This is a genomic window from Arenimonas sp. (genome assembly GCF_041913985.1).
Lineage (GTDB): Bacteria > Pseudomonadota > Gammaproteobacteria > Xanthomonadales > Xanthomonadaceae > Arenimonas.
The window spans coordinates 16,422-42,558 of record NZ_JAYSEG010000023.1 but is presented as its reverse complement, the minus strand read 5'-3'; the positions used below and the strand labels follow the sequence as shown (position 1 = coordinate 42,558).

General features: G+C 70.8%; 21 protein-coding genes. 14 read left to right on the top strand and 7 right to left on the bottom strand.

Annotated elements, in window-relative coordinates:
- Positions 1-119 precede the first annotated feature (119 nt).
- A complete protein-coding gene (locus ACE3Q2_RS09305; RefSeq protein WP_374473838.1) occupies positions 120-1,790 on the bottom strand; it encodes an endonuclease in 1,671 nt (556 codons plus the stop codon).
- A 156-nt stretch (positions 1,791-1,946) separates the two neighbouring features.
- Here ACE3Q2_RS09305 and ACE3Q2_RS09300 point away from each other — a divergent pair, with 156 nt between their 5' ends.
- Positions 1,947-2,858, top strand: coding sequence for an oxygenase MpaB family protein (locus ACE3Q2_RS09300; protein ID WP_374473837.1), 912 nt, complete (start codon positions 1,947-1,949; stop codon positions 2,856-2,858).
- Between the two features lie 26 nt (positions 2,859-2,884).
- Positions 2,885-3,436: a phosphoribosyltransferase family protein gene (locus ACE3Q2_RS09295; protein ID WP_231696315.1), complete on the top strand. Its 552-nt coding sequence runs from the start codon at positions 2,885-2,887 to the stop codon at positions 3,434-3,436.
- Between the two features lie 39 nt (positions 3,437-3,475).
- Here the strand turns inward: ACE3Q2_RS09295 and ACE3Q2_RS09290 are convergent, their stop codons facing one another.
- From ACE3Q2_RS09290 to ACE3Q2_RS09275, 4 genes are all read right to left on the bottom strand, one after another.
- The gene (locus ACE3Q2_RS09290; RefSeq protein ID WP_374473836.1) at positions 3,476-4,297 is read right to left on the bottom strand and encodes an NYN domain-containing protein; all 822 of its coding nucleotides are present in this window, start codon (positions 4,295-4,297) and stop codon (positions 3,476-3,478) included.
- A gap of 79 nt (positions 4,298-4,376) precedes the next feature.
- Positions 4,377-4,793, bottom strand: a complete 417-nt coding sequence (locus tag ACE3Q2_RS09285) for a hypothetical protein (protein ID WP_374473835.1) — start codon at positions 4,791-4,793, stop codon at positions 4,377-4,379.
- Positions 4,794-4,846: 53 nt separating this feature from the next.
- Positions 4,847-6,247: a M64 family metallopeptidase gene (locus ACE3Q2_RS09280; RefSeq protein WP_374473834.1), complete on the bottom strand. Its 1,401-nt coding sequence runs from the start codon at positions 6,245-6,247 to the stop codon at positions 4,847-4,849.
- A gap of 120 nt (positions 6,248-6,367) precedes the next feature.
- Positions 6,368-6,982, bottom strand: coding sequence for a BON domain-containing protein (locus ACE3Q2_RS09275; RefSeq protein ID WP_231696312.1), 615 nt, complete (start codon positions 6,980-6,982; stop codon positions 6,368-6,370).
- Positions 6,983-7,422: 440 nt separating this feature from the next.
- Between ACE3Q2_RS09275 and ACE3Q2_RS09270 the strand changes: the two genes are divergently transcribed.
- Positions 7,423-9,858: a TonB-dependent receptor gene (locus ACE3Q2_RS09270; protein WP_231696311.1), complete on the top strand. Its 2,436-nt coding sequence runs from the start codon at positions 7,423-7,425 to the stop codon at positions 9,856-9,858.
- 36 nt (positions 9,859-9,894) lie between these two features.
- On the opposite strand, the gene ACE3Q2_RS09265 is transcribed toward ACE3Q2_RS09270, so the two are convergent.
- Positions 9,895-11,481: an MASE1 domain-containing protein gene (locus tag ACE3Q2_RS09265; RefSeq protein ID WP_374473833.1), complete on the bottom strand. Its 1,587-nt coding sequence runs from the start codon at positions 11,479-11,481 to the stop codon at positions 9,895-9,897.
- A 164-nt stretch (positions 11,482-11,645) separates the two neighbouring features.
- Here ACE3Q2_RS09265 and ACE3Q2_RS09260 point away from each other — a divergent pair, with 164 nt between their 5' ends.
- The 10 genes from ACE3Q2_RS09260 to ACE3Q2_RS09215 all read left to right on the top strand — a co-directional run bounded on the left by ACE3Q2_RS09260 (position 11,646) and on the right by ACE3Q2_RS09215 (position 22,686).
- Positions 11,646-12,161: a c-type cytochrome gene (locus ACE3Q2_RS09260; RefSeq protein WP_231696309.1), complete on the top strand. Its 516-nt coding sequence runs from the start codon at positions 11,646-11,648 to the stop codon at positions 12,159-12,161.
- A gap of 86 nt (positions 12,162-12,247) precedes the next feature.
- Positions 12,248-13,999: an ExeM/NucH family extracellular endonuclease gene (locus ACE3Q2_RS09255; RefSeq protein ID WP_374473839.1), complete on the top strand. Its 1,752-nt coding sequence runs from the start codon at positions 12,248-12,250 to the stop codon at positions 13,997-13,999.
- Positions 14,000-14,015: 16 nt separating this feature from the next.
- Positions 14,016-14,687 (top strand): alpha/beta fold hydrolase, encoded by a 672-nt coding sequence (locus ACE3Q2_RS09250; RefSeq protein ID WP_231696307.1) that lies wholly within the window; start codon positions 14,016-14,018, stop codon positions 14,685-14,687.
- Positions 14,680-15,789 (top strand): cell division protein ZapE, encoded by a 1,110-nt coding sequence (zapE, locus tag ACE3Q2_RS09245; RefSeq protein WP_374473832.1) that lies wholly within the window; start codon positions 14,680-14,682, stop codon positions 15,787-15,789. The genes ACE3Q2_RS09250 and zapE overlap by 8 nt, the downstream gene beginning before the upstream one ends.
- On the top strand, positions 15,786-17,087 hold the full coding sequence (locus tag ACE3Q2_RS09240) for a hypothetical protein (RefSeq protein WP_374473831.1): 1,302 nt from the start codon (positions 15,786-15,788) through the stop codon (positions 17,085-17,087). Before zapE ends, ACE3Q2_RS09240 begins: the two co-directional genes overlap by 4 nt.
- Positions 17,088-17,207: 120 nt before the next feature.
- Positions 17,208-18,506 carry an amidohydrolase gene (locus ACE3Q2_RS09235; protein ID WP_374473830.1) on the top strand — a complete coding sequence of 433 codons (1,299 nt, stop codon included), beginning with the start codon at positions 17,208-17,210 and terminating at the stop codon, positions 18,504-18,506.
- 96 nt (positions 18,507-18,602) lie between these two features.
- Entirely contained in the window at positions 18,603-19,430 is an 828-nt protein-coding gene (gene queF / locus ACE3Q2_RS09230) for an NADPH-dependent 7-cyano-7-deazaguanine reductase QueF (RefSeq protein WP_231696301.1), read from the top strand.
- Between the two features lie 12 nt (positions 19,431-19,442).
- Positions 19,443-19,925: a hypothetical protein gene (locus ACE3Q2_RS09225; protein ID WP_374473829.1), complete on the top strand. Its 483-nt coding sequence runs from the start codon at positions 19,443-19,445 to the stop codon at positions 19,923-19,925.
- Positions 19,926-20,003: 78 nt separating this feature from the next.
- Positions 20,004-20,384: a YkgJ family cysteine cluster protein gene (locus tag ACE3Q2_RS09220; protein ID WP_374473828.1), complete on the top strand. Its 381-nt coding sequence runs from the start codon at positions 20,004-20,006 to the stop codon at positions 20,382-20,384.
- A 76-nt stretch (positions 20,385-20,460) separates the two neighbouring features.
- On the top strand, positions 20,461-22,686 hold the full coding sequence (locus tag ACE3Q2_RS09215; protein WP_374473827.1) for an NADP-dependent isocitrate dehydrogenase: 2,226 nt from the start codon (positions 20,461-20,463) through the stop codon (positions 22,684-22,686).
- A 66-nt stretch (positions 22,687-22,752) separates the two neighbouring features.
- Here the strand turns inward: ACE3Q2_RS09215 and katG are convergent, their stop codons facing one another.
- Positions 22,753-24,948, bottom strand: coding sequence for a catalase/peroxidase HPI (gene katG / locus ACE3Q2_RS09210; RefSeq protein WP_374473826.1), 2,196 nt, complete (start codon positions 24,946-24,948; stop codon positions 22,753-22,755).
- Positions 24,949-25,123: 175 nt separating this feature from the next.
- Here katG and ACE3Q2_RS09205 point away from each other — a divergent pair, with 175 nt between their 5' ends.
- On the top strand, positions 25,124-26,053 hold the full coding sequence (locus ACE3Q2_RS09205; protein WP_231696296.1) for a class I SAM-dependent methyltransferase: 930 nt from the start codon (positions 25,124-25,126) through the stop codon (positions 26,051-26,053).
- The last annotated feature ends 84 nt before the right edge of the window (positions 26,054-26,137 follow it).

The following is a 26,137-nucleotide window of genomic DNA, read 5'->3' as shown; positions in this document are numbered from 1 at the left end:
CCGCGAAGCTTCTCGCGAAAAGCTTCGCGGCTGAAGCCGCTCCTGCAAAATTCGCAAGGCAGGAACAGATCGGGCCCGGTCGCCCGGGCCCGATCCTTCGCTCCGTCAGTGCAGCGGAGTCAGTTGCACTGGTTCTGGAACACGCAGGCCACCCACTCGGGGTGGTCGATGAACGGGTTGCGGTTGCCCTGATACGAGTACACGGCTTCGTTGCGCAGGCGCTCCTTGTCGTCCACCGGATCCTCGGCGTGCCAGCGCAGCAGGTCGGCCAGGCGGCCCATGTAGGCCACGCCGAGGTTGCTGGATGAAGCCTGGATCAGGCCCGGGTCGTCGGTGAGGATGAGGTTGGGCTCGGCCGAGCCGGTGACGCCGTGGGTGCCACCTTCGTAGCGCACGTCCATGTACAGCAGCGCGCGCGCCACGTCGCCCTTGCGGTCGCCCCAGGTCTGCCAGTAGGTGGTGTCGTACCAGTTGGAGTTGCCCGGGAACACGCCGCTGCCGCCGCCCTCGCCGTTGTGGGCCAGGGTCACCTTCTCGGTGCAGCCGGTGATGCAGTCGGCATAGGGCTTGTTGTTGCGCGAGCTGTTGTAGCCCGAATCCGACAGGAACAGCATGTGCGTGTCGGTGTACGGGTAGTTGGTGCTGGTGTCGTTGGTGAAGCCGTAGCTCTTGGGCCAGGTGTGCTCGCGGTTGTACTCGGTATTGCCGGCGTTGTACTTCTGGTAGCTGGCGTTGCGGTACACGTCGAGGATGCGGTTCGGGTCCAGCGGGTCTTCGTCGGCGAACTCGAGCACGTCCCAGGTGTCGGTGCCGGTGCTGGAGCTGTACGGGAAGCGCTGGTGGTCGTCGATGATGGCGTGCAGGCTGGCGCGCAGGGCGCTGGGACTGCTGGCGTTGGCCGACGAGTAGTAGTCGTTGCCCGGCACCGAAGCCGTGGTGAAGACGAAGCTGTAGCTGGCCGCCATCGGGGTGGCCACGCCGTCTAGGTCGCTCACCTTGCTGGCCACCACGTCCACCAGGCAGTCCTCCAGGCCCGCGAGCGTGGCCTGCGGGTCGGCGCTGAAGGTGGTCGGGCCGCCGCTGACGGCCAGCGCCACGTTGCCGCTGGTGTCACAGCCCAGGGTGATGGCGCCGGCCTGCAGGCTCACCGGTTCCGAGAACGTGATGCTCAGGTTGGCGTCGAGCGCGACGGCCGAGCTGCCGTTCGCCGGCGAGGTGGCCGTGACGGTGGGCGCGGTGTCGGGCACGGGGAAGTTCTGGCCCGCGTTGCAGGTGCCGAAGCTGCTGGCCGAGGCCGCCGCCCAGATGAAGTTGGCGTAGGCGGTGCCCGTGCCCTTGAGCTGCAGCGAATGGCCCACCGCGGTGGCCTCGGTCTCGGAGACGCCGATGTTCACCGACGTCTTGTTGCGGGCGGGGCCGTCGGCGCCCTTGAAGCTGCCTTCGTAGCTCAGGAACTGCACGACCGTGCCGCTGGCGTTCACCAGCGCCACGCCATCGGGCGCGCCGTTCTGCGCGCCGGCTACGTCCACGCTGGCGAAGCCATAGGCGCCGCAGGTGCTGCCCAGCGTGCCGGACAGGCTGCGGGTGGCGTAAACCTTTCGGTCGGCGCCGTTGTACAGGTGCAGCGACCAGCCCGCCAGCGACGTCCCCGCGTCGCCGGTGACCTCGATGCGTTCGCCAACGTCGGTGCCGGCGTTGTCGTAGTGGATCTCGTTGATCCAGACACCGGCGTGGGCCAGCGCAGGGCACAGCAGCAGCGCGGACAGAAGTCCGTTCTTCTTGAAGTTCATGTAAGAGCTCTCCCCAGAGTGCCGTCGGATTTTCGCCGGCGGACGTGACACTAACTTTGCCGCGGAGCCTTCGCCACGGGCGCGGGGCGCTTTCCGACGGACGGCCGCGGCCCGGCACCACCGCCCCTTCACGGCAGGCGCCCAACACTGCGCGCCATGCCTTCCGCCCTCTCCCGCCCGCTGCAGACCTGGGTGCTACGCGCCTTCCCGCGCGGCGAAAGCGGCATTGACTACGACAGCCCGGCTCACGACCCGGGCCTGTTCGCGCCCGACAGCGCCACCTGGCAGGTACACGCCGATTTCGCCGGCATGCTCTCCGGCGGGCTGTGCGCGCTGATGCTGCAAACCCTGCACCCGGCCGCGCTGGCCGGCGTGTGGGACCACTCGAACTTCCGCCAGGACCTGGTGGGCCGGCTGCGCCGCACCACGCACTTCGTGGCCGGCACCAGCTACGCACCGCGCGCCGAGGCCCTGCGCCTGGTGGAGCGCGTTCGCCGCATCCATTCGAAGGTGCGCGGCACCACCGAGGACGGCCGCGCCTATTCCGCCGACGACCCGGCCCTGCTCACCTGGGTGCACGTGACCGAGGCCTACGGCTTCCTGCAGGGCTACCGCCGCTACGCCGGCCCGGTACCCGCGGCCGACGCCGACCGCTACTACGACGAAACCCGCGTGGTGGCCGAAGCGCTCGGCGCGCGCGACGTGCCGGGCACCGAGACGGAAGTGGCCGCGTATTTCGAGGGCGTGCAGGGCGAGCTCGCCTTCACCGACCGCTCTCGCGCCGTGCTGGAGGTGCTGGCCACGATGCGCCTGCCGGTGCCGCTGCCCGGTCTGTCGCGCGACGTGTTCCTGGGCGCCGGCGCCGCCCTGCTGCCCGGCTGGGCCGAAGCCCGGCTGCAGCGCACGCCCCGCCAGCGGCTGCAGGCCGCGGTGGGCGCGCGGGCGCTGTCGGCCCTGGCGCCGCTGTTCCGCGCCGGCCTGCGCGACGGCCCGGCCCAGCACGCCTGCCGGCGCATGGGCCTCGACGAAAGTTGGGTGCGCCGCGGCTTCGCAAACCGGCTAGGCTAGGCCGGCCACCGCCGCCGGAGACCGCCATGCCCGCCGATCGTTTTCGCCTGTATTCGGAAGTCGAGCTCGAGCTGGTGATCGACGACATGGCGCGCCAGGCCGCCGCATTGCTCGACGCCACGCCCACCGTGCTGCTGGGCATGCTTCGCCGCGGCGCGCCGCTGGCCGACCGCCTGCTGGCCCGAATCCGCGTGCACGCGCCCTGGGCCGAGATCAGCCGGCTCGACCTGAAGGTGAAGCGCTACGCCGACAACCTGGAGCTTCTGCATCCGGAAACCGCGCTCGAGGCCCCGGCCGGCGTGAACCTGATGAACCGCCGCGTGATCGTGGTGGACGACGTGCTCTACCAGGGTTATTCACTGATGCGCGTGTTCGAGTGGCTGGCCACCCAGAAGCCCGCCCACGTGCACGCCGCCGTGCTGGTGGACCGCCAGCGCTACCGTATGCCCATGCGCGCCGACATCGTGGGCATCACGATGAAGATCGCCCCCGACGACGTGATCGAGTGCAACGTGCCGCCCTACGAGAGCGACTTCGCCGTGGATCTCTGGCGCCCGCGCGAATCGCCCAAGGGCTGAAAACCGCCTCTGTAGGAGCGGCTTCAGCCGCGAAGCCCTTCAATCCTTCGCCCGCACATACAGATCCTTGCCACCCGCACTGCTGGCCACTTCCTTCAGCTCGAACCACTTCGGATGCGCCTTGAACAGGTCGCTGAGCTTGCGGTGGCCGTAGAGCCGCGGGTCGAAGTCGGAGCGCAGCTTGTTGAGGTAGCTGCCCACCGCGCCCAGGTGCGCCCAGCCTTCCTCGTCGCTGGCTTCCTCGATGGCCTGGTTGAGCAGCTTGCGCGGCGCGTGCTGGGCGGGCTTGGGCTTGTCGGCGGCGGGCGGCGCGGCGACCGCCTTGGCCGCGGCTTTGGTTGCCGCCTTGCCGGCCGGCTTCGAAGGCTCGGGCTTCTCCGCCTCCACCGCCTCCTGCCGCAGCACTTCGGTGTAGATGAACTTGTCGCAGGCCTGCACGAACGGGTCGGGCGTCTTGCGCTCGCCGAAGCCGTACACGGTGAGGCCGGTTTCGCGCAGGCGCTGGGCCAGGCGGGTGAAGTCGCTGTCGCTCGACACCAGGCAGAAGCCGTCGAAGCGGCCGGTGTACATCAGGTCCATCGCGTCGATGATGAGCGAACTGTCGGTGGCGTTCTTGCCCGAGGTGTAGGCGAACTGCTGCACCGGGTGGATGGAATGCTTGAGCAGCACCTGCTTCCAGCCCTGCAGCCGCTGCGAGGTGAAGTCGCCGTAGATGCGCTTCACGCTGGCCACGCCGAACTTCGCCACCTCGGCCAGCAGGCCTTCGATGACGGAAGGCTGGGCGTTGTCGGCGTCGATGAGGACGGCGAGATGATTGGTGTCCTCGGCCGCTGCCTGACGAGACTCACGATTCGGCTTCATCACTGCCCTCCCGCGGTTTTACCCAACATTACACCTTCCCCGCTGCCTGCCCCTTATGGCCAGCCGCATCTCCCTCGTCTTACTGGGTTGACTGTCGAGTGTCGTTCGGCAGGCTCATGGCCACCCTGAAATGATTTCCGAATGGCGCCAGGATGGTTGCCCGGTAGATCTCGACATCCCCGCAGAACGTAGCCATGGCGCGCCCCTTGTTGCTCGAGGTGAACCTCAGCATCCGCTCTTCGCCCTGGCTCGTGAGCGTCACGAGCAAGGCGGGATCGGCCCCGGGACGAAGCTTGGGCGCAATGTCGATCCTGGCCACGTGCGCCGGCCCGATGAAAGGCACGGTGGCCAGCTTCCCATTATCCCGCACCTCGCGGAATGACATTGGGCACTCTGACATGAGCCAGCGCGAGACCGCCTCCGGGTCTGGTGCCTCGGCGGCCTTGGAGCAACCAATCGCAAGGAGCGCAATGAATGGAACCAGAAGCGATCTCATCTTCGGCACCTGACTAGTTGCTTTGGCGGTGGCGGTCGCGGCTGAAGCCGCTCCTACAGGGTCGGGGTGGGGCGGGAGTAGAGGTCGATGATCTGCGTCACCGCCTCCTGGCACACATCGCAGAACGCGTCGCTGCGGGTGAACATCAGGCAGTTCATCTGCGGGCGGTAGTAGCCGGTGGCCTGGTAGTTGGCGCCTTCGAAGGCGCCTACGGCGCCGGCGTGGGGCTGGCCTTCGAACAGGTCCTGCACGAAGGCCTGTTCGTCGCGGAAGAGCTGGCTCATTTCGCTTTCCGGGCGGCGCTGGGCGCGCAGTTCGGCGCGGCGGGCCTGGTTCTTGCGCTGGAAGTCCTCGAACGCGGCCTTGGGCCAGGGCGTGGGCAGCGGCGTGGCCGGGCTCACCAGGTGCTTCCACTTGCCGCCATGCGGGTCGGCGGTGGCGTTGGGCTCCCAGGGCTCGGGCCGTTCGCCGCCGGACTCATAGGCCACTGGCGAGGTGTAGTACTCGTCGGCGAGGCCGGCGAAGTGGTGGCCGAATTCGTGCACGAACAGGTAGTCGGCCCAGTCGTTGCCCGCCGCGGCGGTGCTGAACTGCCCGAAGATGCCGCCACCGCCGTAGGTTTCGCTGTTGAACAGGATTTCCACCACGTCGTAGGGCGCGTGCTGGGCCAGGTCGCGCCAGGCGCGGTTGTCGAGCGTGAGCGCGTAGCGCTCGCTGCCGAAGATGTCGTAGCGCAGGCCGGTGGCGCTGGCGCGGTGCTGGCCGGTGGACGGCCGGCTGACGCCGCTTTCCGGCAGCGGCACGGTGAGCGCCCACACGTTGAAATCCGCGGCGCGCTCCTTGAAGGGCGACACGCTGAAGAGATGGTCGGCCAGGCGGCGCGCGTCGGCCTCGAACTTGCCCAGCTCGCCGGCGGCGTAACCGTCGCCCAGGATCAGCAGGTCCACCTTGTCGGCCGGTTCGCCGCTGCGGCGGATGGCGATGGGCTCGGCCGGCGCCTTCGCGGGTGCGCGCTCCACGTCCAGCGCGGCCGGGTCCACGCGCACCTGCCACACGGGCTGGAAGGCATTGGCGGCGTCGCGCGCCAGCACCTGCACGGTGACGGGTTTTCCCGGCATCGGGAAACGCAGCGATTCCTGGAAGCTGCGCTGCACCGTGGCGGCCTCGGCGGTGCTGCGCCATTCGGCGAACACGGTGCTGTAGCCGCGCGAATACAGCAGCTGGCCGGTTTCGGCGTCGAGCACGCGAACCTGGTTCACGCCGCGGTTGCTGTCGTCGATGGGGCGCGCGGGGTTACCCGGCCAGGGCAGGGCTTCCACCAGCACGCGCTCGAGCGCGAAGTGTTCGGTGTTGGCGTCGCCGCCGTGCTGGATGTCCACGCGCAGGGTGGCGGGCGGCGCGGCGAAGGCCGGCGACAGGGCCAGCAGCAGGGCGGCGGTGGCGGCAAGGCGCATGCGGTGGCTCCCGGTGGGCTGGCCGCAGTGTCGCACGGCGGGCGCCGTCGCCAACGAAAACGGCCGGACCCGAAGGCCCGGCCGCTCCCGTCCACTCTGACATGGCGGGTGGCGCGTGGCTTATTCCCTGGCCACGCGCAGCTGGGCCGCCACCACGCCGCGCACGCCGCGGGTGGCCTTGGCCAGTTCGATCGCCTTGGCGCGGGCCTCGGCGCTGGGCGCGGTGCCGGTCAGCGTGACCACGTTGCCCTTGGTGTCCACGTTGATCTGCGTGCCCTTCACCTGGTCGTCGGCCAGCAGCTGGGTCTTCACCTTGCTGGTGATCCAGGCGTCGTCGATGCCGTCGCCGGCCTCGTCCATCTTCTCGCGCACCTCGCCCGAGAGCGTGGCGGTGTTGGCGTCCTGGCGCGCCTCGGTGTCGGGGGTGGCGACGATGAGCTCGTTCTTCACCAGCACCACGCCTTCGGCCTGGCCGGCGAGCTGGCCGGCGGCCAGTTTCGCGGCCTGCGAATCGGCGCCGCCCTTCAGGGTGACGATGCCGTTGCGGGTGTCCACGTTCACGTCGAAGCCCTTGGTGCGGTCGTCGGCCAGCAGCTTGGCCTTCACCGAAGCGGTGATGGTGGCGTCGTCGATGGCCTGGCCGGCGGTGCGGGGGGCGTCTTCGGCCTGGGCGGTGGCGGCGCCGAAGCCCAGGGCGATGGCGGTGGCGAGCAGGGAAGCCTTGAGAGCGTTCATGGGGGTTTGTCTCCTTGCGAACGTTGGGGGGGTACTGCGGGGCCGAGGTTGTCGGGCGCTGTCCAAACGAAGACTGAAGCGGATGTTCGGATTCGGTTATCGGCCCCACCGACGCGCCGTTTTTTCTATTGCGGGCGGTGACTTGCGCAACATGAATCGTTCCCGCCGGAATGCCCATTGGGGCCGCATGGCGTGTTTCACCGTTGCATCCACGTGCTTTGACAGGGCCTCGCGGCGGGCGGCATGCTCGGCTTGCCATGAACCTCCGCACCGCCTCCGCGAGCGCCGCCCCGACCTGTTGCCAGGTCTGTTGCGTCTTGCCTGCGCGGAAAGGGACACACGGCTGAGCCATTAGCCCCCGGACCGCGACGGCGCTGCCTTCGCACTCCGGAACCCGGGCAACGTCGTCGTGTCGGTCACCTCCAGAAGAAGGAACCCCGATGAACGTATCGCCCCGCACCCCCGCTTCAACGTTCCGCCGTTCGCCGCTGCTCGTGGCCATCGCGCTGGCCCTGGCCACGCCGCTGGCCGCGGCCCAGGACGCTCCCCCCGCCGACGAACCCACCGAAGAAGCCGCGGCCGACGACACCGCCGTGCTCGACGCCATCATCGTCACCGGCACCCGCCGCACCGACCGCACCGTGGCCGAGTCGCTCTCGCCCATCGACGTGCTCGACGCCACCGAGGTGCAGCGCCAGGGCTCGACCGAGATCAACCAGGCCCTGGCCCGGCTGATCCCCTCGTACAACTTCCCGCGCGCCACCATCACCGACGGCACCGACCACGTGCGCCCCGCGCAGCTGCGCGGCCTGGCGCCCGACCAGACCCTGGTGCTGGTGAACGGCAAGCGCCGCCACCGCAGCGCCGTGCTCAACCTCAACGGCAGCGTCGGCCGCGGCAGTTCGCCGGTGGACCTCAACGCCATCCCGGCCAACGCCATCGCCCGCATCGAAGTGCTGCGCGACGGCGCCGCGGCGCAGTACGGCTCCGACGCCATCGCCGGCGTCATCAACATCGTGCTCAAGGGCGCGGGCGCCGAGGGCAGCCTCGACGCGCGTTACGGCGAGCACAAGGAAGGCGACGGCGAACTGGTGGACCTGGGCGCCTTCAACGCCGTCGGCGACGAGCGCCTGTACATCGCCCTGGCCGCCGAATACCGCGACCGCGGCCCCACCAACCGCGCCGGCCTGGACCCGCGCCAGCAGTACCCGCTGGTGGGCGGCCAGCCCGACCCGCGCGAGGCCACGTTCGACCGCCTCAACCACCGCTTCGGCGACGCCGACGTGCAGGACCGCCTGTTCTTCTTCAACGCCGGCGGCCAGCTGGGCGGCGCCGAGCTCTACGCCTTCGGCAACCTGTCGCTGCGCGACGGCGAGGCGGGCGGCTTCTACCGGCGCGCGCTCGATGCCCGCAACATCCTTTCCATCTACCCCGACGGCTACCTGCCGCTGATCGTTTCCGAGTCGGCCGACAAGAGCTTCAACGCCGGCGTGCGCGGCGAATCGGCCGGCGGATGGCGCTGGGACGCCAGCCTGGGCTGGGGCCGCAACGAGTTCGACTACCACGTGGCCAACAGCCTCAACGTGGACCTCGGCCCCACGAGCCCGACGGAATTCTTCGCCGGCCGGCTCGAGGCGGGCCAGGTGGTGGCCAACCTCGACCTGAGCAAGGACTTCGACTGGGGCCTGGCCTACCCGGTCACCTTCTCCACCGGCATCGAGGCGAAGGAGGAAACCTACGCCATCACCGCCGGCGAGCCGGCCAGCTATTTCGGCAGCGGCTCGCAGGTGTTCCCGGGCTTCCGGCCGGCGAACGCGCTCGACGTTTCGCGCGACAGCCGGGCGGTGTACGGCGAACTCGAGGCCGACCTCACCGACAACTTCTCCGCCAGCGCCGCCGTGCGCTACGAGGACTACAGCGATTTCGGCGACGCCACCTCGGGCAAGCTCTCGGGCCGCTACGTCTTCAACGACGTGGTGTCGCTGCGCGGCACCGTGAGCACCGGCTTCCGCGCGCCCACGCTGGCCCAGCAGTACTACTCCACCACCGCCACGGTGTTCGTGGCCGGCGTGCCCTTCGACATCCGCACCTTCCCGGTGGACGACCCGGTGGCCATCGCCCTGGGCGCCGAGCCGCTGAAGGCCGAGGAATCGACCAGCCTGAGCCTGGGCCTGGGCCTGCAGTTCACGCCCGACTGGAACGTCACGCTCGACGCCTACCAGATCGACATCGACGACCGCATCATCCTCTCGGAAGAACTGCGCGGCCCGGCCGTGCGCGCCTTCCTGGCGGCCAACGGCTTCCCGCAGACCGACGGCGGCCGCTACTTCACCAACGCCATCGACACCCGCACCCGCGGCGTCGACCTGGTCAGCAGCCATCGCTGGGACCTGGGCGGCGGCGAGCTCAACCTCACCATCGGCGCGAACTACAACGAAACCGACATCACCCGCATCGCGCCCAACCCCGACGTGCTGGACCAGGTGGCACTGGGCCTGACCCGCATCGGCCGGGCCGAGATCGGCCGCGTCACCGTGGGTTCGCCCAAGGACAAGCTGGTGGTGGGCCTGGACTACAACCGCGAGGCCTGGAGCTTCCGCGTCGGCGCCACCGCCTACGGCGAATACACCACGTACAACACCAACCCGGCGCTGGACCAGACCTTCGGCCGCGAAGTGGTGCTCGACGCCGCGGTGAGCTACCGCTTCGCCCACGGCCTGACCGCCACCCTGGGCGCCGACAACCTCACCGACGCCTACCCGGACGAGGTGATCCCGCCGAACTCGAACTCGGGCATCTTCCCGTACGCGGTGGGCAACACGCCCTTCGGCTTCAACGGCGCCTTCTACTACGCGCGCCTGAACTGGGTGTTCTGAAGCACCGGCCGCGCCGCCCCCGGGCGGCGCGGTTTTTCAGGCACTGGCGGTGAACCGCACCTCGTGCCGGTGGCCGTGCACGATCGGTTCGATGTCGTAACTGCCGTGCTCGGCCAGCACGCGGTCGGAAATGCCCGGCACCGGCTGCGGCGGCGGCACGTGCTGGGCGTAGGGCGAGAACTCCAGGTCCAGGCCCAGCGCCACCGCGTGGCCGCCGCCCTCGGCCGGCGACACCGCCAGCCGCAGCGCGAAGCGGCGCACCATTTCCAGCCGCACCGCTTCGCGCACCGCCGCCTGGCAGATGCGGTAGACCGCGGTGCGCGCGTCTTCGCCCAGTGCGTCCGCGGGGCCTTCGAAGCTGGCTTCGAACACCACGCCACTGTCGTCGAGCATCTCGCGCAGCGGTCCGTTTTCCAGCGCCTGGCGCAGGCCGTGGGTGTCGAGCTGGGGCGGCCGCAGCTGGCGCAGGGCGCGGCGCAGGCTGTCCTGGATCTCGCGCACCTGCTCGCGCAGCGATTCCAGGAACCGCGTGCCCTGCTCGTCGCGCACCTCGCGGAAGGCCAGGCTGATGCGCGTGCCCAGCGCGTGGATGGCATGGCCGAGTTCGTATTCGAGTTCGTTGGCCAGTTCGCGCTGGCCCTGCTCTTCCAGGCGAACCAGGCGCTGGCTGACCAGGCGCAGTTCGCCGGCCAGCGCGCCCAGTTCCTCGGTCTTGGCGGCCAGCTCGGCGTGCCGCAGCGCCAGCGCCTTGTGGCTTTCGCGCAGCGCGGTGCTGGCCGCGCCCAGCACCAGCGCGCCGCCGCCCACCACCGCCAGCACCAGCTGCAGCATGGTCACGTCCACCGTGAGCACGCCGCCCGCCACCAGCGCCTGGATCACCACGCCCAGCGTGGTGGTGCCCAGCGCGCCGCCTTCCCAGCCGTGCCGGAAGCCCAGGAAGAACAGCGGCGCGAAGGCCAGCAGCAGCACGTAGATGGCCAGGTCGGCGTAGGCCTGCAGCAGCAGGAAGATGGCCAGCGCGCCCAGCACCACCGCGCCCAGGTCGCGCCACAGGCCGGGCCGCCACTGCCGCAGCAGGGCGCCGTGCGCCAGCGCCACCAGCAGCGGCGCCAGCACCAGCTGGCCGATCAGGTCGCCGTACATGAAGCGGAACATGCTGGCCAGGGTGTCGGCCACGCTCATTTCGTAGGTGACCAGGAACATCCACAGCAGCGGCGACACGCCCGCCGCGCCCAGCAGGCCGGCCAGCACGAACAGCAGCATGCGGGTGGGGCTGTCGAGGCTGGCCAGCGGCCGGCTGCCGCGCAGCAGGTACACCACCGCCGCGTAGATGAACCAGGGCGCCACGCCCACTGCCAGGAAGGTGAGCGAGAGCAGGTCGAAGCCCAGCACCAGCGACTTGACGGCCTGGCCGACGATTTCCGAGGCCGCCAGCCAACCCCAGCGCCGCGTGGGCACCAGCCACAGCAGGGCCAGGCGCAGGCCCGCGGGCAGGAACCACAGCTGCGACGACAGTTGCTCGAAGCCCAGCCAGGCCAGCATGGCGAGCAGGGCGAACACGGCCCAGCGGCCGGCCCGGCCCGGGGCCGCGTCCTGCAGGAAAGCCAGCGGCTGGAAGCGCATCGTCTGCCTGTCCCCCCCTGTGGGGCCGGCGTGTCAGGGCCCAGAATGCAACGGGAGGCCCGCGTGAAGGAAGGCCCGGCGCCGCGCCTTCCTTGGGCGGGAAGGGGCCGATATAATCGCGGTCTTCTTATCCACAGGGCCCCGGCCCTCTGTCAGGACATCCCGTGCGCAACCACGACCTGGTTTTCCTCAAGCACTTCTCGATGGTCATCGTCTTCCTGATCGGCCTGACGGTGGCCCTCATCCTGCTCGGCCTGTACATCAACGGCCAGCAGGAACCGGAACCGAACCCGGTGGCCGAGCGCGCCATGGCCGAGCGCGTGCGCCCGGTGGGCGCCGTGTACGCCGGCTCCACCGGCGCCGCCGCCCAGGCCGCGGCCGCCGCCGCGGCCGCCGCCGCCAGCGCCGGCCAGGTGGCCTACGACGGCACCCTGGACGGCTCGGTCATCTATTCCAACCTGTGCAGCGCCTGCCACACGGCCGGTGCCGCCGGCGCGCCCAAGCTCGAGAAGGCCGCCTGGGCGGCCCGCATCGCCCAGGGCATGGACACCCTCAACACCCACGCCATCAACGGCTTCCAGGGCGCCGCGGGCGTCATGCCGGCCAAGGGCGGCAACCCCAACCTCAGCGACGAGCAGGTCATCGCCACCGTGCAGTGGATGGTCGACAACCTGAAGTAAGCTTGGGCCCACGCCCTTCCGTCGACGCCGCCTCCGGGCGGCGTCTTCGTTTCCGGAGTCCTGAAATGCGCCGCCTGCCCCTGCTGATGACCCCGCTGCTGCTCACCGCCTGCGCGCCGCCCGGGGCAGGGCCCGCCAACGCCGCGCCGCCCGACGGCGCCGCGGGTACGGTCGCCATCGCCCAGGTGCAGGGCAGCGGCGAACGCAGCCCGCTCGAGGGCCGCGTGGCCACGGTGGAAGGCGTGGTGGCGTTTTCGTTCGGCGGCCTGGGCGGCGTGTTCCTGCAGTCGGAAACGCCCGACGCCGACCCGGCCACCTCCGAGGGCCTGTTCCTGGCCCGCCCCGCCGACGCCCGGCCGCGCCTGCGCCAGGGCGACCGCGTGCGCGCCACCGGCACCGTGCGGGAAGTCGGCGACGGCTCGGCCACGCTGACCACGCTCGAACCCATCCAGGTCGAGATGCTGGGCCAGGGCGGCAAGCCCACCACGCTCGTGCTGGAAACCGCGCCGGCCGCCGCCGCCGACTGGGAGCGCTACGAAGGCATGCGCCTGGCCATCGCCACGCCGCTCACCGTGACCGGCAACGACGCGCTGGGCCGCTACGGCGAGCTGCAGGTGAGCTTCGGCGGCCGCCTGTTCGCCCCCACCGAGCTGGCGCCGCCGGGCGCCGCCGCCCAGGCCATCGCCGCCGAAAACGCCCGCCTGATGCTGCGCCTGGACGATGGCCGCCGCGCCCAGGATCCGGGCACGCCCTGGTTCCTCGCCGAGGGCCAGGACGACGCCAACCCGCTGCGCGTGGGCAGCACCCTGCACGGCGTGGCCGGCGTGCTCGACCAGCGCTTCGGCAGCTACCGCCTTCAGCTGACCGAGGAGATCGCCCGGGTCGAACAGGCCCCGCGCCCGCCCGCGCCCGAGGTGCAGGGCGACCGCCGCATCGCCGGTTTCAACCTGCTCAACCTGTTCAACGGCGACGGCCGCGGCGGCGGCTTCCCCACCGCGCGCGGTGCCGCCACCCGCGAGGACTACCAGCGCCAGCAGGCCAAGCTGGTGGCCACCGTGCAGGCGCTGCAGCCCGACCTGGCGGCGCTGATGGAGCTGGAGAACGACGGCTTCGGCAGGGAATCGTCGCTGGCGCAGTTCGTGGCCGCGCTCAATGCCGCCGGCCCGCATACCGACTGGCGCTTCGTGGACGCCGGCGAGGGCCCGGGCACGAATCCGATCCGCGTCGGCCTGATCTACCGCGCCAGCCGCTTCACCCCGGTGGGCCGCCCGGCCACGCTGGCCGACGGCCCCTTCCGCGACCGCAGCCGCGCGCCGCTGGCGCAGGCCTTCCGCGCCGGCAGCGGCCCGGTGTTCGTGGTGGCCGCCAACCACTTCAAGAGCAAGGGTGGCTGCGACGAGGCCACCGGCGCCGACGCCGACGCCGGCGACGGCCAGGCCTGCTTCAACGCCACCCGGGTGGAGTCGGCCGAGCGCCTGCACGCCTGGCTGGCCGGCGACCCGACCGGCACGAAGCCGGTGGGCCACCTGGTCATCGGCGACCTCAACGCCCACGCCCAGGAAGACCCGCTGCGCCTGCTGCGCGCCCAGGGCTGGCAGGACGCCTTCGCCCTGGCCAAGCTCGAGCGGCCGTATTCCTTCGTGTTCGCCGGCCTGTCGGCGCGCCTGGACCACGCCCTGCTCGACCCGGGCCTGGCCCCGCGCCTGCGCGGCGCCGCCGAATGGCACGCCAACGCCGACGAGGCCGGCCTGTTCGACTACCGCCTGGACCCGGACGGCGACCCCTGGCGCGCCTCCGACCACGACCCGCTGCTGCTCGGCCTCGACCTGGCGCGCTAAGGGCTATCATCCGCGCATGGACGCCGTGCCCGCCTTCCCGACCGACTCCGGCCCGCTCTACATCGCCGGGCCGGCCGGCCGCCTCGAACTGATGGTGGACCTGCCCGAGCCGGGCCAGGAACGCGCCGGCGTGGCCATCGTCTGCCACCCGAACCCGCCCGACGGCGGCACCCTGCACAACAAGGTGGTCACCATGGCCGCCCGCGCCCTGAGCGAGCTGGGCCTGGCGGCGGTGCGTTTCAACTTCCGCGGCGTGGGCCAGTCCGAGGGCAGCTTCGACAACGGCCGCGGCGAAACGCTCGACCTGCTGGCCGTGGCCGCCTGGGTGCGCCAGCAGCGCCCCGACGACGCGCTGTGGCTGGCCGGCTTCTCCTTCGGCAGCTGGGTGGCCCTGCAGGGCGCGCGCCAGCTGCCGGTGAAGCAGATGATCTCGCTGGCGCCGCCGGTGGGCCTGCGCGACTTCGCCAGCGTGATGCCGCCGGCCTGCCCCTGGCTGGTGGTGATGCCCGAGGCCGACGAGATCGTCGACCCGCAGAAGGTCTACGACTGGATCGACGGCCTGCACGACAAGCCGTCGCTGGTGCGCATGCCCGACACCAGCCACTTCTTCCACCGGCGCCTGATGGACCTGCGCGGGGCGATCAAGAACGGCGTGCGCAAGAACCTGCCGCCGCCGCGCCATGGCTGAAACCGCGGCGGGCGCGCCGCCGTCCGTGGCCTATGCCGCCGGCGTCGCCGCCGGCCGCTGGCAGCACGACCCGGCCCAGCAGCCGGCCCTGGCCGAACTCGACCGTATCCACCGCGAGCTGCGCGCGCGCGCCACCGCGCCGGCGTGGAAGCGCTGGCTCGGGCTCGGCGGCGCCGACGCGCCGGTGCACGGCCTGTACCTGTGGGGCGGCGTGGGCCGCGGCAAGACCTTCCTCAACGACCTGCTCTTCGACCAGCTCGACGGCCTGCCGCGCCGGCGCTGGCATTTCCACCGCTTCATGGTGGAAGTGCACGCGCGCATCCAGGCCCTGCCCGACGACACCGCCGACACCGTGGCGGTGGTGGCCGACGGCCTGGCCGACGAGCTGCGGCTGCTGGTGCTCGACGAGTTCTTCGTCACCGACATCGCCGACGCGATGATCCTGGGCCGCCTGCTCGAGCGCCTGTTCGCGCGCGGCGTGGCGCTGGTGACCACCTCGAACACCGAGCCGAAGAACCTGTACCGCGACGGCCTGCAGCGCGCGCGCTTCCTGCCCGCCATCGCCCTGCTCGAAACGCACTGCCGCGTGGTGCACCTCGACAGCCCGCAGGACTACCGCCTGCGCCAGCTCACCCGCGCCGAAACCTACCTCACGCCGCTGGGCCCCGAGGCCGAGCGCGGCCTGGCCGAACACTTCGCCCGCCTGGCCGCCGACTGCCCGCGCGAGGCCGGCCCGCTGGCGGTGAACGGCCGGCCCATCCCGGCGCGCGCGCTGGCCGAGGGCATCGCCTGGTTCGACTTTTCCGCGCTGTGCGAAGGCCCGCGCGCGGCGGCCGACTACATCGAGATCGCCCGCGACTTCCACACCGTGCTGCTCTCGAACGTGCCGGTGCTGGATGTGGCCCACGACAACGCCGCGCGCCGCTTCGTGCACCTGGTGGACGAGCTTTACGACCGCAACGTGAACCTGCTGATCAGCGCCGCCGCCGAGCCGCTGTGGCTGTACGCCGGCGAGAAGCTGCGGCATGACTTCGAGCGCACCGCTTCGCGCCTGATCGAGATGCGCAGCGCCGAATACCTGGCGCGCGAGCACCGGCCGTGAACCGCGCGGCGCCCTGGCTGGCGGCGCTGGCGGGGCTGGGGCTCACGCTGCTGGCCTTCTGGCCGGGTTACCTGAGCTGGGATTCGGCCTGGCAGTGGTGGCAGGCGCGCAGCGGCGAACTCGACCCGGCGCATCCGCCGGTGATGGTGCGCGTGTGGCAGCTCTCGCGCCTGGTGCTGCCCGACCCGGGCGGCATGCTGCTGCTGCAGGCCACGCTGTGGTGGGCGGCGCTGGCCGCGTTCGCGCAGGCGCTGGGCGGCGGCGCGTGGCGGCGCGTGGGCACGGTGGTTTTCATCGGCGCCTGGCCGCCGCTGCTGGCGCTGCTGCCGCACCTGTGGAAAGACCTCTGGATGATGGGCTGCTTCGCGCTGGCGGTGGCGCTGCTGGCGGCCGAGCTGCGCACGCCGCGGAACTCGCTGCGCATCGCGGCGGTGCTGGTGCTTGGCGCGGGCGTGGCCTTCCGGCTCAACGCGCTGCCGGCGGCGCTGCCGCTGCTGGCCTGGGTGGCTTGGCGGCAGTGGCGGGGGCCCGCGTGGCGCGTGCTGGCGATGACGGCTTACATGGCCATCGTGGTGCAGGGCGTGTCGTGGATCCTGAACGCCGCGCCGGGCGTGCGCGCCACGCCGGTGTGGCCCGTGGTGGCGATGTGGGACATCGCCGCGGTGTCGATCGCCGAGGACGAGCTGCTGTTCCCGGAAGACTGGATCGAGCCCGGCCTCACCGCGGCCGACCTGCGCCGCGATTTTTCGCCCTTCGTGAACGTGCCCAGCTTCGCCTCGGGCCAGCTGCGGCTGCCGGGCTACCACGAGTTCACGCCGGCGCAGCTCGCGACGCTGCGCGAGGCCTGGCTGGCGCTGCCGCTGCAGCACCCGCGTGCCTTCTTCGCCCACCGCGCGGAAGTGGCCGCCTACCTGGTGGGCCTGCGCCAACACGCGCATCCGGACTACTTGGTACTGCAGCCCACCATCGTGCCGCTGCGCGACAACCCGGCGGTGGCGCCGCCCTCGGGCGCGCTGAACGCGCGGCTGCAGCCGGCGCTCAACGCACTGGTGGACACGCCGCTGTTCGCCGCCTGGCCCTGCCTGCTGGCGTCACTGGCGCTTGCCGCCTTCGCCGCCTGGCGCCGCGCGGCCGGTGACGGCCTGGTGCTGGCCACCGCCGCCTCGGCCTGGGCGCTGGCCCTGCCGCTGTTCCTGCTCGCCCCCAGCTCCGACTTCCGCTACCTCGGTTGGTGCCTGCTGGCCACGCTGATGGCCGCCGCGCTCGCAATACGCCCACCTCGCCCCTCGGCCCTGTAGGAGCGGCTTCAGCCGCGACAGCTTTCCGGCGAAAGGCGGTCGCGACTGAAGCCGCTCCTACAGAAGCGATATGACGCCAACGCGGTGCTAGCATCGGGGCACCATCCGAGGGGAATACCGATGCGCCGTCTGCTGCTTGCTGCCGCCCTGTCCGCCGCGCTCTGCGGCCCCGCCTTCGCCCAGGCCACCGACGTGGAGGCGTTGGCCGCCACGGTCGACGCCAAGGTGCAGGCTTGGCGCCGCGACATCCACCAGCACCCGGAGCTGGGCAACCGCGAAACCCGCACCGCGGCCCTGGTGGCCGAACACCTGCGCGCGCTCGGCCTCGAGGACGTGCGCACCGGCATCGCCACCACCGGCGTCACCGCGGTGCTGCGCGGCGGCAAGCCCGGCCCGCGCATCGCCATCCGCGCCGACATGGACGCGCTGCCCGTCACCGAACGCAGCGGCCTGCCCTTCGAATCCAAGGCCACCGCCACCTTCCGCGGCGAAACGGTGGGCGTGATGCATGCCTGCGGCCACGACGCCCACACCGGCATCCTGATGGGCGTGGCCGAGGCGCTGGCCAGCATGAAGGCCGAGCTGCCGGGCGAGGTGCTGTTCGTCTTCCAGCCGGCCGAGGAAGGCCCGCCGGACGGCGAGGAAGGCGGCGCCGAGGAAATGCTCGCGCAGGGCATCTTCGACGCCTTCAAGCCCGAGGCGGTGTTCGGCCTGCACGTGTTCAGCACGCTCAACGCCGGCCAGGTGGGCTGGCGCAGCGGCCCGCTGATGGCGGCCTCGGACCGCTTCAACATCGTGGTGAAGGGCCGGCAGACGCACGGCTCGCGCCCCTGGGGCGGCGTGGACCCGATCGTCGCCGCGGCCGACATCATCGACACCTCGCAGACCATCGTCAGCCGGCGCCAGAACATTTCCAAGCTGCCGGTGGTGGTGAGCTTCGGCGCCATCAAGGGCGGCATCCGCTACAACATCATCCCGGACGAGGTGGAGCTGATCGGCACCATCCGCACCTTCGACGAAGGCATGCGCCAGGCGGTGTTCGCCGACCTCAAGAACGTGGCCGAGAAGGTGGCCGCCGCGCATGGCGCCACCGTGGTGGCGCAGGTGCCCGACACCAAGGGCAACCCGGTGACGGTGAACCACCCGGGCCTGACCGCGCGCGTGCTGCCCAGCCTGGAAAAAGCGGTGGGCGCCCGCAACGTGGTGGAGATGGACCTGACCATGGGCGCCGAGGACTTCAGCTTCTACGCCAACGAGGTGCCCGGCTTCTTCTTCTTCGTCGGCGCCACCCCGGCCGGCCAGGACGCCCTGAAGGCCCCGTCCAACCACTCGCCCGAGTTCTTCCTGGACGAGCAGGCCCTGAAGGTGGGCACCCGCGCCATGCTGCAGGTCGCCCTCGACTACCTTCACATCGAGTAAACGCGCCAGGAACCCGAAGAACAGGGGTCAGAGTACTAATTCGCCGGAAGGCGAATTAGTACTCTGAGCCCAATTTTCTTGTGGGAGAATGGGAGGATGACGTCCCCCGAATCGAGCCTGCTGGGCAAGCCGGTCAGCTACAACGCCGACTACGACCCGAACCTGCTGTTCCCCATTCCCCGTGCCGGCCAGCGTGAAGCGCTGGGCATCGGCGACGAGCTGCCGTTCGTGGGCGTGGATTTCTGGAATGCCTACGAGCTGAGCTGGCTCGACAGCCGCGGCAAGCCGCGCGTGGCCCTGGCCGAACTGCGGGTGCCGGCGGCGTCGCCGAACCTGATCGAGTCCAAGAGCCTCAAGCTCTACCTCGGCAGCTGCGCCATGGCGCGTTTCGCCGACGCCGACAGCCTGCGCGCCCAGCTCGTGGCCGACCTCTCGGCCGCCGCCGGCGCGCCGGTGAGCGTGGTGCTCACGCCGGCCGGCTCCAGCAATGCCGCGCTGATCGAAAACCTCGAGGGCGACTCCATCGACGACCTGCCGGTGGAAATCAGCCACTACGGCCCGCCGAAGCCCGAGTTCCTTTCTTCCGACCCCGAACTCAAGGCCGACGAGGTGCTGGTGTCGCACCTGCTCAAGTCGAACTGCCCGGTCACCGGCCAGCCCGACTGGGCCAGCGTGCAGATCCGCTACGCCGGCCCGCGCATCGCCCGCGACGGCCTGCTGCGCTACCTGGTGAGCTACCGCCAGCACAGCGACTTCCACGAAAGCTGCGTCGAGCGCATCTTCATGGACATCCTGCGCCAGTGCGCGCCCACCCGCCTGGCGGTGTACGCTCGTTACACCCGCCGCGGCGGCCTGGACATCAACCCGTTCCGGGCCACCCCGGGCCTGCCCCTGCCGGGCAACCCGCGCACCAACCGCCAGTAACCGGACCCGCCCATGCGCCCGACCCTGCCGACCGCCCTGCTGACGATGCTCCTGCTCGCCGCTTGCGGCGGCGAGGCCGAGCCGCCCGCCACGGCCGCGGCACCGCCGGAGCCGGCCGCGGAAGCCACCGACGAGGCGGCCGCCGAACAGCCGCCCCTGCCCACCGGCGACTTCCGCGTGGTGGCGGTGGAACTGGGCACGGCCGTCGACGAAGAAGGCCGCGTGCCGGCGCCCAAGGACCTGTTCAAGCCCACCGACACCCTGCACCTGGCGGTGGTGGGCGTGGGCAGCAGCCCGGGCCTGGTGCTCTCGGCGCGCTGGCTGGCCGCCGACGGCAGCGAAGTGGCCCAGGCCCGCCAGGACCTGGCCCCGCAGGCGCCCACCGTGGCCAGCTTCCGCCTGTCGCAGCCGGAACCCTGGCCGGCCGGTGACTACCGGGTCGAGATCGCGGTGAACGACCGCGTCGCCGAAACCCGCAACTTCCGCATCGAATAAACCCCCACTCCTTCCCGGCGCGACGGCAACGTCGCGCTGCGATGGCCCGACCCCGTCTTTCGACGACCCCGCGCCCCGATGAGCCACCCCTGCGTCCGCTGCGGTGCCTGCTGCGCCACCTTCCGCGTCTCCTTCCACTGGTCGGAAGCCCAGCCCGACAACCCCGAAGGCCCACCCGCCGAGCTGGTGGTGCCGCTGCGCCGGCACGAACTGGCCATGCGCGGCACCGACGGCGCCAATCCACGCTGCGTGGCCCTGCGCGGCACCATCGGCGTGGACGGGCACTGCGGCATCTACCCACGGCGGCCTTCGGTGTGCCGCGCGGTGGAGCCTTCCTGGGAGTTCGGCCGCCACAGCCCGCAGTGCGACAAGGGCCGCCTGGCGCACGGCCTGGCGCCGCTGACGCCGGCCGACTGGCCCGCCGCGCCGGCGCCCGCCGACCCTACGCCCGCGCACTGATCCATCCCGCCGGCGTGTTTTGCCCGGGGGCGGCGGAAACGCGACAATGGCCGGTGTTTTTCACGAGACGACGTCCATGTCCGATACGCCCAAGATCATCTACACGCTCACCGACGAAGCGCCCTTCCTCGCCACGCAGTCGCTGCTGCCGATCGTGCAGGCCTTCGCCGGCGCCGCCGGCATCGCCGTCGAGACGCGCGACATCTCGCTGGCCGGGCGCATCCTGGCGCAGTTCCCGGACCGCCTGCGCGAGGACCAGCGCATCGGCGACCACCTGGCCGAGCTGGGCGAACTGGCCAAGCAGCCGGAAGCCAACATCATCAAGCTGCCCAACATCAGCGCCTCGGTGCCGCAGATGAAGGCGGCCATCAAGGAACTGCAGGCCCAGGGCTACCCGCTGCCGGACTACCCGGACGAGCCGAAGGACGCCGCCGAGGCCGACACCAGGGCGCGCTATGGCAAGGCCATGGGCAGCGCCGTGAACCCGGTGCTGCGCGAGGGCAATTCCGACCGCCGCGCGCCCAAGTCGGTGAAGGCCTACGCCCGCAAGCACCCGCACAAGATGGGCAAGTGGTCGGCCGCGTCGAAGTCGCACGTGGCGCACATGGACGACGGCGACTTCTACGGCAGCGAGCGTTCGGCCACGCTGGCCGAAGCCGGCAGCCTGCGCATCGAGCTCGTCGGAAAGGACGGCAGCACCCGCGTGCTGAAGGACTCGGTGAAGGTGAAGGCCGGCGAGATCGTCGACGCCTCGGTCATGCGCCGCCGCGCGCTGGCCTCGTTCATCGCCGCCCAGATCGCCGACGCGCGCGAGCAGGGCGTGCTGTTCTCGCTGCACCTCAAGGCCACCATGATGAAGGTCTCCGACCCGATCATGTTCGGCGTGGTGGTGGGCGAGTTCTACCGCGAGGTGCTGGAGAAGCACGCCGCGGCGCTGGAGCAGGTGGGCTTCGACGCCAACAACGGCATCGGCGACCTCTACGCCCGCATCGGCGCGCTGCCCGAGGCCACCCAGGCCGCCATCAAGGCCGACATCGACGCGCTGTACGCCACCCGCCCGGCGCTGGCGATGGTGAACTCCGACAAGGGCATCACCAACCTGCACGTGCCCAGCGACGTGATCGTGGATGCCTCCATGCCGGCCATGATCCGCGACTCCGGCGGCATGTGGAACGCCAGGGGCGAGCTGCAGGACGCCAAGGCCGTCATCCCCGACCGCTGCTACGCCGGCATCTACCAAGTGGTGATCGACGACTGCAAGGCCAACGGCGCCTTCGACCCGGCCACCATGGGCAGCGTGCCCAACGTCGGCCTGATGGCGCAGAAGGCCGAGGAATACGGCTCGCACGACAAGACCTTCCAGGCGCCGGTGGACGGCACCGTGCGCGTGACCGACGCGAATGGCGCCGTGGTGTTCGAACACGCGGTGGAAGCCGGCGACATCTGGCGCATGTGCCAGACCAAGGACGCGCCGGTGCAGGACTGGGTGAAGCTGGCCGTCACCCGCGCGCGCCTGAGCGCCACCCCGGCGGTGTTCTGGCTCGACCCGGCCCGCGCCCACGACGCGCAGATGATCGCGAAGGTCGAGCGTTACCTGAAGGACTACGACACCTCCGCCCTGGACATCCGCATCCTGCCGCCGGTGGATGCCATGAAGCTGTCGCTGCAGCGCATCCGCGCCGGCCTCGACACCATCTCGGTCACCGGCAACGTGCTGCGCGACTACCTCACCGACCTGTTCCCGATCATGGAACTGGGCACCAGCGCCAAGATGCTGTCGATCGTGCCGCTGATGGCCGGCGGCGGCCTGTTCGAAACCGGCGCCGGCGGTTCGGCGCCCAAGCACGTGCAGCAGTTCGTGGCCGAGGACTACCTGCGCTGGGATTCGCTGGGTGAATTCCTGGCGCTGGCGGCTTCGCTCGAGCACGTGAGCGAGCGCTGGCTCAACTCCGCCGCGCCGGCCCTTGCCAAGGCGCTCGACCTGGCCAACGGCCGCATCCTGGACGAAGACCGCGGCCCCTCGCGCAAGGTCGGCGGCCTCGACAACCGCGGCAGCCACTTCTACCTGGCGCTGTACTGGGCCCAGGCCCTGGCCACGCAGGACGAGGACGCGGGCCTGAAGGCGAAGTTCGCGCCGCTGGCGAAGGCGCTGGCCGATAACGAGCAGAAGATCGTGGCCGAACTGCTGGCCGTGCAGGGCAAGCCGGTGGACATCGGCGGCTACTACCGCCCGGACCCGGCCAAGGTCTCGGCCGCCATGCGCCCCAGCGCCACCTTCAACGCCGCCCTGGCTTCCTTGTAAGAGCGGTTTTGCCAACAAAAAACCCCACCCGGTCATGCGACCGGGTGGGGTTTTCGTTTGCAGCGGTCAGGCGTGGAGGTCGAAGCGGTCGGCTTCCATCACCTTGGTCCAGGCGGCGACGAAGTCGTTGACGAACTTCTCCTTCGAATCCGACTCGGCATATACCTCGGCGATGGCGCGCAGCTGCGAGTTCGAGCCGAACACCAGGTCGACCACGGTGCCCGTCCACTTGAGCGCGCCGGTCTTGCGGTCGCGGCCCTCGAGCACGTTCTGGTCGCCGGCCGAGCGCGCCCACTTCGTGCCCATGTCGAGCAGGTTCACGAAGAAGTCGTTGCTCAGCACGCCCGGGCGGTCGGTGAACACGCCGTGCTTCGCGCCACCGACGTTGGCGTCCAGCGCGCGCAGGCCGCCGATGAGCACGGTCATCTCCGGGGCGGTCAGCGTGAGCAGGGCGGCCTTGTCGATCAGGCGCTCGGCCAGGCCTTCCACGCCCTTGGCGGCGTAGTTGCGGAAGCCGTCGGCCTTGGGCTCGAGCACCGCGAAGGAATCGACGTCGGTGTGCTCCTGGCTGGCGTCGGTGCGGCCCGGGTGGAAGGGCACGGTCACGTTGACGCCGGCCTTCTTCGCCGCGTCCTCCACCGCCGCGTTGCCGGCGATGACGATCAGGTCGGCCAGCGAGACCTTCTTGCCGCCGGTGGCGGAGGCGTTGAAGTCCTTCTGGATGCCCTCGAGCACGCCGAGCACCTTGGCCAGCTGCGCCGGCTGGTTGGCTTCCCAGTCCTTCTGCGGGGCCAGGCGGATGCGCGCGCCGTTGGCGCCGCCGCGCTTGTCGCTGCCGCGGAAGGTCGAGGCCGAGGCCCAGGCGGTGGCCACCAGCTGCTGCGTGGTGAGGCCCGAAGCCAGCACCTTGGCCTTGAGCGCGGCCACGTCGTTGGCGTCCACCAGCGGGTGGTCGACGTCGGGCACCGGGTCCTGCCAGATCAGCACTTCCTTCGGCGCCAGCTTGCCCAGGTAACGCGAGCGCGGGCCCATGTCGCGGTGGGTCAGCTTGAACCAGGCGCGGGCGAAGGCGTCGGCGAACTCGGCCGGATTCTGGTGGAAGCGGCGCGAGATCTTCTCGTAGGCCGGGTCCATGCGCATGGCCATGTCGGCGGTGGTCATCATGACGGTGACCTTCTTCGACGGGTCATGGGCCGACGGCGCGTGGTGCTCGGGCTTGAGGTTCTTCGGGTGCCACTGCCAGGCTCCGGCGGGGCTCTTCACCAGCTCCCACTCGTAGCCGAACAGCACGTCGAAGTAGCCGTTGTCCCACTGGATCGGGTTCGGGGTCCAGGAACCCTCGATGCCCGAGGTGATGGTGTCGTTGCCCTTGCCGCTGCCGTGGGTGGAGATCCAGCCGAAGCCCTGCTCGGCGATGTCGGCGCCTTCCGGCTCGGCGCCCACCTTGGCGGCGTCGCCGGCGCCATGCGCCTTGCCGAAGGTGTGGCCGCCGGCGGTGAGCGCCACGGTCTCCTCGTCGTTCATGGCCATGCGCGCGAAGGTTTCGCGGATGTCACGCGCCGAGGCCAGCGGGTCGGGCTTGCCGTCCGGGCCTTCCGGGTTCACGTAGATCAGGCCCATCTGCACGGCGGCCAGCGGGTTGGCCAGGTCGCGCTCGCCGCTGTAGCGGCTGCCCGGCTTCTCGCTGGTGGCCAGCCACTCCTTCTCCGGGCCCCAGTCGACGACGTTCGGCTCCCACACGTCGGCGCGGCCGCCGGCGAAGCCGAAGGTCTTGAAGCCCATGCCCTCCATCGCGGCGTTGCCGGCGAGCACGAGCAGGTCGGCCCAGCTGAGCTTCTTGCCGTACTTCTTCTTGATCGGCCAGAGCAGGCGGCGGGCCTTGTCGAGGTTGCCGTTGTCGGGCCAGCTGTTGAGCGGGGCGAAGCGCTGGTCGCCGGTGCCGGCGCCACCGCGGCCGTCATGGATGCGGTAGGTGCCCGCGGCGTGCCAGGTGAGGCGCACCATCAGGCCGCCGTAGTTGCCGTAGTCGGCCGGCCACCAGTCCTGCGAGTCGGTCATCAGGGCCTTGAGGTCGGCCATGACCGCGTCGAGGTCGAGCTTCTGGAATTCCTTGCGGTAGTCGAAGTCGGCGCCCAGCGGGTTGCCCTTCGACGAGTGCGCGTGCAGCTGCGAGAGGTCGAGCTGGTTCGGCCACCAGTCGAGGTTTCGCGGGCCCTTGCCCATCCCAATGTGGTGGACCGGGCATTTGGATTCGTTGGACATGGCGCTCTCCTGGCGTGGTTGGGACGGGAAGTCTTCACAGTCTGGACCGCGGCCCTGTTCAGCTGAAATGAATGTTTTGGATGCAAGCGATAGGCGGGGCCTATCAACCCGGCCTTGACGCCCGGCTGTGCTAGCTTGGCGCCCTTCACATCCCTGCCCGCCACCGGAGCCCCGCATGCGCCGCACCCCGCTCGCCCTCGCCTTCGCCACGACCCTTGCGCTGGCTGCCTGCAGCCCGGCTTCCGAGGAAGCCACGACCCCGGCCGCCGACACCGCGGCGGACACCGCCGACGCCGCCGACGCCAGCGCCAGCGCCGACCGCGACGCCCAGACCGACCCGATGGACGCCATCCTCGCCGGCGACTGGCGCGACCCCGCCAACAGCGCCCGCGACGGCTTCCGCCACCCGCGCGAGACCCTGGCCTTCTTCGGCGTGGGCCCCAGCCAGACGGTGGTGGAAATCAGCCCCGGCGGCGGCTGGTACACGGAGATCCTGGCGCCGCTGGCCCAGGGCAAGGGCCGCTACGTGGGCATCATCAACGACCCGGCGAAGTCGGGTAACGAGCGCGCCCAGCAGTACTACGCCAACGCCAACGCCAAGCTGCGCGAGAAGCTGGCGGCGCGCGCCGACGTCTACGGCAACGCCACCCTGGTCGAGATCGATCCGACCGCGCCCGTCATGGGCGAGCCGGGCTCGGCCGACGTGGTGCTGACCTTCCGCAACGTGCACAACTGGGTCATGGCCGGCAACGAAGCCGCCATGTTCAAGGCCTTCTTCGACGTGCTGCGCCCGGGCGGCGTGCTGGGCGTCGTGGAACACCGCGCGGCCGCCGGCAAGACGCTGGAGGAAGTGAAGACCTCGGGCTACCTGCCGGAGGACTACGTGGTCGGCCTGGCCACCGCCGCCGGTTTCGTGCTCGAGGAAAAGAGCGAGATCAACGCCAACCCGGCCGACACCAAGGACCACCCGAACGGCGTGTGGACCCTGCCGCCGAGCAACAACCACGAAGAAGCCGACAAGGCCAAGTACGCCGCCATCGGCGAAAGCGACCGCATGACCCTGCGCTTCGTGAAGCCGCAGGCCGAGGCCGCGCCGGCCAACTGACCGGATACCGGTGCGCGGCTTGGCCGTGCGCCGGCTTCTGTAGGAGGGGCTTCAGCCCCGACGCTTTTGGCGAAGAGCGTCGGG

Bases quoted from the DNA above. Each gene is read 5' to 3' on its own strand.
- ACE3Q2_RS09205 (WP_231696296.1), top strand. From the start codon at position 25,124: ATGCGCCGCACCCCGCTCGCCCTCGCCTTCGCCACGACCCTTGCGCTG.
- ACE3Q2_RS09220 (WP_374473828.1), top strand. From the start codon at position 20,004: ATGAGCCACCCCTGCGTCCGCTGCGGTGCCTGCTGCGCCACCTTCCGC.
- ACE3Q2_RS09275 (WP_231696312.1), bottom strand. From the start codon at position 6,982: ATGAACGCTCTCAAGGCTTCCCTGCTCGCCACCGCCATCGCCCTGGGC.
- ACE3Q2_RS09290 (WP_374473836.1), bottom strand. From the start codon at position 4,297: ATGAAGCCGAATCGTGAGTCTCGTCAGGCAGCGGCCGAGGACACCAAT.
- ACE3Q2_RS09285 (WP_374473835.1), bottom strand. From the start codon at position 4,793: ATGAGATCGCTTCTGGTTCCATTCATTGCGCTCCTTGCGATTGGTTGC.
- queF (WP_231696301.1), top strand. From the start codon at position 18,603: ATGACGTCCCCCGAATCGAGCCTGCTGGGCAAGCCGGTCAGCTACAAC.
- ACE3Q2_RS09270 (WP_231696311.1), top strand. From the start codon at position 7,423: ATGAACGTATCGCCCCGCACCCCCGCTTCAACGTTCCGCCGTTCGCCG.
- ACE3Q2_RS09265 (WP_374473833.1), bottom strand. From the start codon at position 11,481: ATGCGCTTCCAGCCGCTGGCTTTCCTGCAGGACGCGGCCCCGGGCCGG.
- ACE3Q2_RS09300 (WP_374473837.1), top strand. From the start codon at position 1,947: ATGCCTTCCGCCCTCTCCCGCCCGCTGCAGACCTGGGTGCTACGCGCC.
- zapE (WP_374473832.1), top strand. From the start codon at position 14,680: ATGGCTGAAACCGCGGCGGGCGCGCCGCCGTCCGTGGCCTATGCCGCC.
- ACE3Q2_RS09305 (WP_374473838.1), bottom strand. From the start codon at position 1,790: ATGAACTTCAAGAAGAACGGACTTCTGTCCGCGCTGCTGCTGTGCCCT.
- ACE3Q2_RS09250 (WP_231696307.1), top strand. From the start codon at position 14,016: ATGGACGCCGTGCCCGCCTTCCCGACCGACTCCGGCCCGCTCTACATC.
- ACE3Q2_RS09215 (WP_374473827.1), top strand. From the start codon at position 20,461: ATGTCCGATACGCCCAAGATCATCTACACGCTCACCGACGAAGCGCCC.
- ACE3Q2_RS09295 (WP_231696315.1), top strand. From the start codon at position 2,885: ATGCCCGCCGATCGTTTTCGCCTGTATTCGGAAGTCGAGCTCGAGCTG.
- ACE3Q2_RS09225 (WP_374473829.1), top strand. From the start codon at position 19,443: ATGCGCCCGACCCTGCCGACCGCCCTGCTGACGATGCTCCTGCTCGCC.
- ACE3Q2_RS09235 (WP_374473830.1), top strand. From the start codon at position 17,208: ATGCGCCGTCTGCTGCTTGCTGCCGCCCTGTCCGCCGCGCTCTGCGGC.
- ACE3Q2_RS09280 (WP_374473834.1), bottom strand. From the start codon at position 6,247: ATGCGCCTTGCCGCCACCGCCGCCCTGCTGCTGGCCCTGTCGCCGGCC.
- ACE3Q2_RS09255 (WP_374473839.1), top strand. From the start codon at position 12,248: ATGACCCCGCTGCTGCTCACCGCCTGCGCGCCGCCCGGGGCAGGGCCC.
- katG (WP_374473826.1), bottom strand. From the start codon at position 24,948: ATGTCCAACGAATCCAAATGCCCGGTCCACCACATTGGGATGGGCAAG.